The following is an 8,967-nucleotide window of genomic DNA, read 5'->3' on the forward strand; positions in this document are numbered from 1 at the left end:
ACATGGACAGCGCGGCGAGACGAGGTCGAACGCGGCGCGCTCATATCAGCCCTGCATCATCCCCGGCATCATATTGACGTTCATGTTGTACATCACCCACAGCGAACCGAACAGGGTGATAAACAGCAGCACCGCGGTGAACAGCAGCGACAGCATGTTCCAGCCGCCCTCGGAGTGAAAGTTCATGTGCAGGAAGTAGATCATATGCACCACAATCTGCACCACGGCAAAGCCAAGAATCGCCACGGTGGTGGCGCTGCGCGAGTCGAAGACATCGCCCATCACCAGCCAGAACGGAATGGCGGTTAAAAACACCGAGGCCAAAAAGCCGATCATATAGCCGCTGAACGAGGCGTGCGGCAGCTCTTCGTGATGGTCGTGATCGTGTTGATGCTCACTCATGACATAGACCCCATCAAGTAGACAAAGGTAAAGACACCGATCCAGATAACGTCGAGGAAATGCCAGAACATCGACAGGCAGAACACCCGGCGGCGATTGCTCAGCGTCAGGCCGTGCTTCGACAACTGCAGCAGCAGAGTGACCAGCCAGATCACCCCAATGGTCACGTGCAGGCCGTGGGTGCCGACCAGCGCAAAGAAAGCGGTGAGAAAGGCGCTGCGCTGCGGCCCGGCACCCTGATGGATCAGGTGGTAGAACTCATAGAGTTCGACGCTCAAAAACGCCGTGCCCAGCAGCCCGGTTATTGCCAGCCAGATCAGCGTGCCGCGCAATTTGCCCTGCTGCATTTGCAACAGAGAAAAGCCGTAGGTGATCGACGACAGCAGCAGGAAGCTGGTGTTGAGCATTATCAATGGCAGGTCGAACAGCTCGGCGCCGGTGGGGCCGCCGGCAAAGCTCTGGCTGAGCACACCGTAGGTGGCGAACAGGGCGGCGAAGATCAGGCAATCGCTCATCAGGTACAGCCAGAAACCCAGCAGTGTGCCGTTGGGCGCGTGGTGTTCGCCGCGCACCAAAAACTCCAGCTGGTCGCCGCCAGCAGCGGCTGTGGCAGTGGGATGTGACATCAGGCATTCACCTCACTTGCTTGCATCTCGACCTTGGCCACGTCCTCGGCGGGAATATGGTAGTCGCGGTCGTAGTTAAAGGTATGAACAATTGTCGCCACCAGCAGCGCGGTCAGCGACAGGCCGGCCAGCAGCCACATATGCCAGATCATCGCGAAGCCAAGCACGGTGCTGATGCCAGCGATGACCACGCCAGCGGCGGTGTTCTTGGGCATATGAATGGCCAGGAAGCCATCGGTGGGCCGCTTGAAACCGTTGGCCTTCATCTGCCACCAGGCGTCGTTGTCGTGCACGCGCGGGGTAAAGGCAAAGTTGTACTGCGGCGGCGGCGAGGTGGTAGACCACTCCAGCGTGCGGCCATCCCAGGGGTCGCCGGTCTCGTCGCGCAGCTGGTCGCGCTTCTTGTAGCTGACGTAGAACTGCAGCAGGAAGCAGATAATACCGATGCCGATCAACACCGCGCCGACCAGGGCGATCTGAAACCAGATTTGCAGCGAGGGGTCGTCGAACTGGCTCATGCGGCGGGTCACGCCCATCAGGCCGAGTACGTACAGCGGCATAAAGGCCAGATAGAAGCCGACCAGCCAGAACCAGAAGGTCATCTTGCCCCAGAAGGGATCGAGCTTGTAACCGGTGACCTTGGGGTACCAGTAGGCAATGGCCGCGAACACGCCAAACACCACACCGCCGATGATCACATTGTGGAAGTGAGCGATCAAAAACAGACTGTTATGCAGCACGAAGTCCGCCGGTGGCACCGCCAGCAATACGCCGGTCATACCGCCGATGACGAAGGTGACCATAAAGCCCACGGTCCACAGCATCGGCACATCGAAGCGGATGCGGCCGCGATACATGGTGAACAGCCAGTTGAACACCTTCGCCCCAGTGGGGATGGAGATAATCATCGTGGTAATGCCGAAGAAGCTGTTGACCGTCGCCCCCGAGCCCATGGTGAAGAAGTGATGCAGCCACACCAGATAGGACAGGATGGTAATCACCACCGTGGCATAGACCATTGAGGAATAGCCAAACAGACGCTTGCCGCTGTAGGTGGAAACGATCTCGGAGAACACACCAAAGATCGGCAGGATCAGAATGTAGACCTCCGGGTGACCCCAGATCCAGATCAGGTTCACATACATCATGGCGTTGCCGCCAAGGTCATTGGTGAAGAAATTGGTATCCAGGTAGCGGTCCATCGACAGCATTGCCAGCACCGCCGTCAACACCGGGAAAGCCGCCACAATCAGCACGTTAGTACACAGGGCGGTCCAGGTGAACACCGGCATTTTCATCAGGCTCATGCCCGGCGCGCGCATTTTGACGATGGTGACCACAAAGTTCACCCCCGACAACAGGGTGCCGACCCCGGCGATCTGCAGCGCCCAGATATAGTAGTCCACCCCCACCCCGGGACTCTGCATGATCCCGGTGAGCGGCGGATAGGCCAGCCAGCCCGACTTGGCGAACTCGCCAATAAACAGCGACAGCATGACCAGAATGGCGCCGGAGGCGGTCATCCAAAAGCTGAAGTTATTCAAAAACGGGAAGGCGACATCGCGAGCGCCGATTTGCAGCGGCACGATGTAGTTCATCAGGCCCACCACAAAGGGCATCGCCACGAAGAAGATCATAATCACGCCGTGGGCGGTGAAGATCTGGTCGTAGTGGTCGGGCGGCAAATAGCCCGCCGAATCGCCAAAGGCGATCGCCTGCTGAATGCGCATCATGATGGCGTCGGCAAAGCCGCGCAGCAGCATGATAATGCCCAGGATCATATACATCACGCCGATGCGCTTGTGATCGATACTGGTGAACCACTCCGTCCACAGGTAACCCCACAGCTTGGCGCGAGTAATCGCTACCAGCAGGGCGATACCGCCGATCGCGACCATAGCAAAGGTCGCGATAATGATGGGATCGTGAAAGGGAATGGACTCCAGACTGAGCCGGCCAAAAATGAGCTTGCCAAGATCAAACTGTTCAGACATGGGAATTACCCGCGCCCCAGGCGCTGCTTAAGTGAATCGGAGGGCCGCTGCGCGGCCCGAGCAATACTTGCGGTGTTAGTGGCCACGGTGATCAGCCGCCTCACCGCCGTGATTTTGATGATCGCCGTGGCCCTTATGGCCGCCCATCATATCCTTCATGCACAGCGTGCCCGGATCGACGCAGCGATTGAGAATGGCGTCATACAGCCCCGGCATTACCGCGCGGTAGTAACGCACCGGCTCGTACTCGCTGGGCTCGGCCAGCGCCTTGTACACCGGCCGGCTCAGCTCGTCGCCCTGCGCCTTCACTTTATCCAGCCACTGCGCGAAATCGCCGTCGCTCATGCCGTGGAATTTAAAGCGCATGCCGTTAAAGCCGGCGCCGGAGTAGTTTGCCGAGAAACCATCGTAGACCCCGACCTCGTTAATCACCGCGTGCAACTGGGTTTCCATGCCGCCCATGGCATAGATCTGCCCGGCCAGCGCGGGAATATAGAAGGAGTTCATCATGGTGGTGGCGGTAATCTTGAACTTGATCGGCCGATCCAGCGGCGCCGCCAACTCGTTGACCGCGGCCACCCCGTATTCGGGGTAGAAGAACAGCCACTTCCAGTCCATGGCCACCACTTCGACCACCAGCGGCTCCACGCCCTCGGGCACCGGCTTGCCCTCGTCGACACGCGACAGAGGGCGGTAGGGATCGAGTTGGTGAGTACTCACCCAGGTCATCGCGCCCAGGGCGATGATAATGGCCAGCGGCGCCGCCCAGATCACCAGTTCCAGATGGGTGGAGTGATCCCAGTCGGGCTTGTAGGTCGCCTTGTCATTCGAGGCGCGGTAGCGCCAGGCAAACAGCAGTGTCAGCGCAATCACCGGCACCACAATTATCAACATGAGCACCGTGGCCCATATAATCAGGTCGGCCTGCTGCGCGGCGATATCCCCAGAGGGAGACATAACCACCCAGTCGCAGCCGCCTACCATTGCGGCGAACACCGCCACCGCCAGTGCCTTTATAGAAGTTTTGAATACTGACATCGCCACACGCTAATCCAGTTAGTGCATTCGAACGCGGACTGTACGCGAAACCAGCGGGGGGGAGAATTGGACAATTTGTCCTATGTTCGGCCCCAGTCAAAAGGGGTAGGCTTTGACTCATTAGCGTAATACGACTGGGAAAACCGTCTGACTATGGCAAATTCTACAGCAAATACCGCGGTGGCTGCGGACATGAAAACCCCCGCCGGGCACTCGCCGGTGGCCCCTGGCGAGATCGCCGTTGGCGTGATTATCGGCCGCGCCTCGGAACATTTCGACTTCTTTGTGTTTGGCATCGCCTGTGTGCTGGTCTTCCCGCAGGTGTTTTTTCCCTTCACCGACACCTTGAATGGCATGCTCTACGGCTTTGCCATTTTTTCCATGGCCTTTGTCTCGCGGCCCTTTGGCACGGCGATATTTATGGCCATTCAGCGCCAGTGGGGGCGCAGCGTCAAACTCACCGTGTCGCTGTTCCTGCTCGGCACCGCCACCGCCGGCATTGCCTTTTTGCCCAGCTACAACAGCCTGGGCGGCAGCGCCATATTCCTGCTGGCGCTGTTCCGCCTGCTGCAGGGCTTTGCCCTGGGCGGTTCCTGGGACGGCTTGCCGTCACTGCTGGCGCTTAATGCACCACCGGCGAAACGCAATTGGTACACCATGTTTGGCCAGTTGGGCGCACCCATCGGCTTCCTGCTGGCCAACGCCCTGTTCCTTTATTTGATTCTCAGCGTCAGCGCCGAGGACTTCACTAACTGGGCCTGGCGCTACCCCTTCTTTGTCGCCTTTGCCATCAACGTAGTCGCCCTGTTTGCCCGGCTGCGCCTGGTGTTAACCGAGGAATACACCCTCGCGCTGGAAGAGAGCGATCTGGAGCCGATCAGCACCCAGGAAATGCTCGACAAGGAAGGCCCGAATATTTTCCTCGGCGCCTTTGCGGCACTGGCCAGCTACGCCCTGTTCCACATCGTTACGCTGTTCCCGCTGTCGTGGATATCGCTGAACGGCTCACAGGCGATGGGCAGCGTACTGACGATTCAGATATTTGGCGCACTGGTGGGCATCGCTGCCACGATCATCTCCGGCACCATTGCCAACCGGCTGGGCAAACGCGTCGTCGTCGGCTTGATGGCGGTACTGATCGCGGTATTTGCGCTGTTTTCACCCATGCTGATGGGCGGCTCAGCCGCCGCCCAAGACGCCTTTATCCTGATCGGCTTCGCCCTGCTGGGGGTGTCTTACGGCCAGGCCTCCGGCACCGTCACCGCGAACTTTGCGCCGCGCTTTCGCTATACCGGCGCCGCCCTGACCTCGGACTTTGCCTGGCTGTTTGGCGCCGCCTTCGCGCCGCTGATCGCACTGGGCCTGTCAGTCCACTTTGGCCTGTCGGCAGTCAGCTGGTACCTGATCTCCGGGGCACTGTGCACCCTGCTGGCCCTGTACATTAACCGGCGCCTGGAAGCGGCGGCCTAAGCCGGAGGGCCGGGCAGCGGTGGCCACCACAGCGTGGTCACCACAAACAAACCGTCAGCGCGATGGCCAACAGCGCCAGGCATGCACATGAAATTGGCAGTCGCCGACGGACTGGCCGAGAAAACGAGGGGAAGCAAGGGGCGGCTAGCAGCTATGCTGAGCGCGTTCTGCCGGCAATCTTGACGCAGAGTAGACAGGGGCCACGGCCGACCGGCACCGGAAAACGGCACTGGTGGTAGCGCATTACGCCAGCAAGTCACAACCCCGCAGGAGCGGACCGAATTAACAGCCCGCAGCGATCGGCGAGAGGCTTTTGATCAAGCCGCTGATATACCGGGGGTCGGCATCGGGGTCGTCGTCACAGCGACACAGACAGACGCTGATCACACAGCCGTCTTGATCCTCCATTTCAACAACTAAAGAGCGCCCAGCACCCTGCTGGGAAATGTCGCGGCTAAAGAAGCCCCGGAGTGGTACGCGGAACTCTTGTTTGCAAAACGCCACAAGGCTTTCAAGACTCAACTCGCGCTCGTCCAGCGCCAAGCCCAGCACCCGGCAACCGCCCTCGCTAAACAGTATCCACCCCTCGTCGACACAAAATTCCCAACTCCCGGAACTGGTAAACAACTCCAGATCCCTGTAGAGCTTCTCTAATTGGTTAACTCTTGATTTCAGCATAGGGACTTTAATGAGTGACGCAAAGCCATCATCCTTTTTTTCTTCAAAGACATTACTCATACCATTCCGACCTCGCAATCCGGCGAGCGTTCTACGCAAAAAAAAGCCGATGCCGATTACCATGACCAATTCTTCTTCAGGCACACGCCAACACAGGGCCCAAAAGAACCGACATTTTCAATGCACCTACGCTTTTCTCAAGTGCAGAACCTTGACGAAGGCCGCTCTAGGTGGCGTGCTGCCTACACCTACAGCCACGGCCCAGTTTCAGCAATGCCGGCATAACGTCAATGGAATTTACACAGTGCCGACATTATTCCAATTCTCTCGCCAATACAGAACTCAAAATATAGGAACAAGTACACAAGCTTCTTAGTGCTTATACGCACCCCAAAAGTTCAAAGAGGAACGATCGCCACAGGCAAACGACTGGGGAGCCGCATAAAACAGGGCTCACCAGCATAGAAGATGGGGAAATGAAGGAATGATGACCAAGCCAAGAATCTGCAATGCCGGGCGATGACCAGCCAGGCTAGTCAAAATATGCAATTTTCTCTAACTCAGCCTCTTTTTTGATAGTAACCCTGCGATTAAAGACTTCGACAACGCCCTCACTGCTTAAGATCGATAACACCCGGCTAACGCTTTCTATAGAAATACCCAGAAAGCTGCTGATTGAAGAGCGCGGCATGGTCAAGATGACCTCTCCCCCAGCGATAGCGGTGTCGTTCTTTAACTCCTTGACATACAACAGAAATGCGGCAACTTTCGCCTTGGCACTCTTGGAAATCACCGTGGCAACAAACTGCCGGTCACGGCCCTTCTGCAAGGCAACCAACCTGAGCACTTCAATAAATTTGGCAACTGACTCTGGCTCATCCCCCCCTGAGCGCCGCAGAGACATGCAACACACCCGCGACTTTTCAAGCGCCGTAATTCTGTCGCGCAGCAAGTTATTCCCTTGCCCGTCAAAACAGAATACCTGCATTGGATAGTAGAAACCGCCAACGGCCAGCTCACCGCTCACGGTCTCATAATCAACTTGCGCCGATCCCGACTTGAGGAGGTATAAACGAGCTTCAAACGCGCTATCTCTTTGAAACAACTCGCCTTTTTCAAAAACCACTTCTTCAATATCAAAGGACCGGGTCGCCAACCTGGCCTGATTCGCCACACAGCGATTTCGGTGGTGGCAGTTATCACAATCTGCCCGCCGTGCAGTCTTATCCGGGTAATCTGAGCTCAAGCTAGCATGCTCTGTCGTTATTATATCTTTGCTCATCCCGTCTCCGCCTAACATTAACTCCTGTCCCTGCGCACGAAACAAGCGGTGCCCACATGTACAGCAGTACATACCGCCTTGCCAGCAGGTAAATTTAGCTACACTATAGTATGACCTCTCAACAATGCGGCACAATTACCGAAATGCGCCAATTTGACAAACGTCAAGTTAGCGCACTCCGGCCCAGCTGATATCGAGACGGCGTTCGCATTACCAAGATAGTGTATTGACACGGCGGGCAAGGAGCCCCGCACGCAAAATTTCCAGGGGAGAACGCTGGCGGGATAGCTTAAGTCAACGTCCTAGGCCGAGATAATACCGTTAACACTCAAGGGTGGCCTACCCCAAATTGACGACCGCAGCCGCCCTCACGCCTCCGACTAGCGCCGCCGCTGCGGCCCCCGTCAAAGGCTGGCCGCCAACAAACCCAGAGTCCTCCTCGCCTCGGGCAGGGCGTCCATATAGCTGCAAAAACCGTGTATTTGACCGCCCGCGCACTGGTAGTCGACTTGGTTGCCCGCCTGCATCAAGGCCTCGGCAAAAGCTGCACCCTCATCGCGCAGGGGGTCGTATTCTGCGGTGATGACAATGGCCGGTGGCAGCCCCGACAAATCGGCCAGTCGCGGTTGGGCATAGGGGGAGTGCTGCTGGGAAGGCGGCAGATACTGCTGCCAGAACCAGCGCATTTGCTCGCGGGAGAGCAGATAACCCTCGGCAAACTCGGCCATCGACGGGCTGTTACAGCGGGCATCCAAGGCCGGGTAAAGCAACAACTGCTTATTAATCACCGGGCCGTTGCGATCGCGACTCAGCAAGCACAATACCGCAGCCAGATTGGCACCAGCACTGTCGCCCGCCACCGTAATCGCCTGCGCATCGATACCGAGCTCCGCCGCCTGTTGGTACAGCCACAGCAGCGCTTGATAGCCGTCTTCGGGCGCCGCGGGAAATGGCTGCTCCGGCGCCAGCCGGTAGTCTACCGACACCACCACCGCCCCCGCGCTGTTGCACAGCGCGCGGCAAATATTGTCGTGGGTATCGAGACTGCACAGCACAAAGCCCCCGCCGTGCAGATACACAATGGCGGGCAGCGGCGGCTCCGTCGCCGACTCGGGCCGGTAAATACGCAGCCGCATCGGCTGATCATCGCCGCCACTAATCATTTGCTCCGTCACGCTGGCGACTGCCTCTACCTCGGCTTGGGGCACCACCATACTCGCGCGCAGGGTTTCCAGCGGCACACTCGCCGGCGATGGTGTCGGCTGACTATTAATAAAATTGAGCAGCCCTTGTGTATGGGGGTCGAGCATACTATTACCTCAGATGATTATTGGCACACCGTTAACTGGAACTGCGGCGACCGCTCGTCCGTCAACTCCCGGGCGCGGCGCAGATACTCCGCCTTAAAGTCCGGGTGACTGAACACCCAGAACTGTTCCGCGGCGACCGCCGCCAACATCCTTTCGGCCAGCTGCGC

At 58.0% G+C, this 8,967-nt stretch carries 8 protein-coding genes; 1 reads left to right on the forward strand and 7 read right to left on the reverse strand.

The window, feature by feature from the left end; genetic code table 11:
• Window positions 1–45: 45 nt before the first annotated feature.
• The 4 genes from cyoD to cyoA all read right to left on the reverse strand — a co-directional run bounded on the left by cyoD (window position 46) and on the right by cyoA (window position 4,060).
• A complete protein-coding gene (cyoD, locus tag ABYM29_RS13310) occupies window positions 46–402 on the reverse strand; it encodes a cytochrome o ubiquinol oxidase subunit IV (RefSeq protein WP_372865262.1) in 357 nt (118 codons plus the stop codon).
• Complete coding sequence (gene cyoC / locus ABYM29_RS13315; protein WP_372865263.1) at window positions 399–1,028, reverse strand: cytochrome o ubiquinol oxidase subunit III; 630 nt, start codon at window positions 1,026–1,028, stop codon at window positions 399–401. Before cyoC ends, cyoD begins: the two co-directional genes overlap by 4 nt.
• A complete protein-coding gene (gene cyoB / locus ABYM29_RS13320) occupies window positions 1,028–3,022 on the reverse strand; it encodes a cytochrome o ubiquinol oxidase subunit I (RefSeq protein WP_372865264.1) in 1,995 nt (664 codons plus the stop codon). Before cyoB ends, cyoC begins: the two co-directional genes overlap by 1 nt.
• Window positions 3,023–3,097: 75 nt before the next feature.
• Window positions 3,098–4,060 carry a ubiquinol oxidase subunit II gene (gene cyoA, locus ABYM29_RS13325; protein ID WP_372865265.1) on the reverse strand — a complete coding sequence of 321 codons (963 nt, stop codon included), beginning with the start codon at window positions 4,058–4,060 and terminating at the stop codon, window positions 3,098–3,100.
• Window positions 4,061–4,213: 153 nt separating this feature from the next.
• Here cyoA and ABYM29_RS13330 point away from each other — a divergent pair, with 153 nt between their 5' ends.
• Window positions 4,214–5,530 (forward strand): MFS transporter, encoded by a 1,317-nt coding sequence (locus tag ABYM29_RS13330; protein ID WP_372865266.1) that lies wholly within the window; start codon window positions 4,214–4,216, stop codon window positions 5,528–5,530.
• 282 nt (window positions 5,531–5,812) lie between these two features.
• On the opposite strand, the gene ABYM29_RS13335 is transcribed toward ABYM29_RS13330, so the two are convergent.
• The 3 genes from ABYM29_RS13335 to ABYM29_RS13345 form a co-directional block, all read right to left on the reverse strand.
• The gene (locus ABYM29_RS13335) at window positions 5,813–6,268 is read right to left on the reverse strand and encodes a hypothetical protein (protein WP_372865267.1); all 456 of its coding nucleotides are present in this window, start codon (window positions 6,266–6,268) and stop codon (window positions 5,813–5,815) included.
• A 472-nt stretch (window positions 6,269–6,740) separates the two neighbouring features.
• Window positions 6,741–7,490 carry a Crp/Fnr family transcriptional regulator gene (locus tag ABYM29_RS13340; protein WP_372865268.1) on the reverse strand — a complete coding sequence of 250 codons (750 nt, stop codon included), beginning with the start codon at window positions 7,488–7,490 and terminating at the stop codon, window positions 6,741–6,743.
• 404 nt (window positions 7,491–7,894) lie between these two features.
• Window positions 7,895–8,800, reverse strand: coding sequence for an alpha/beta hydrolase (locus ABYM29_RS13345; protein ID WP_372865269.1), 906 nt, complete (start codon window positions 8,798–8,800; stop codon window positions 7,895–7,897).
• Window positions 8,801–8,967: the final 167 nt, after the last annotated feature.

Source organism: Spongiibacter sp., assembly GCF_041602295.1.
GTDB lineage: Bacteria > Pseudomonadota > Gammaproteobacteria > Pseudomonadales > Spongiibacteraceae > Spongiibacter.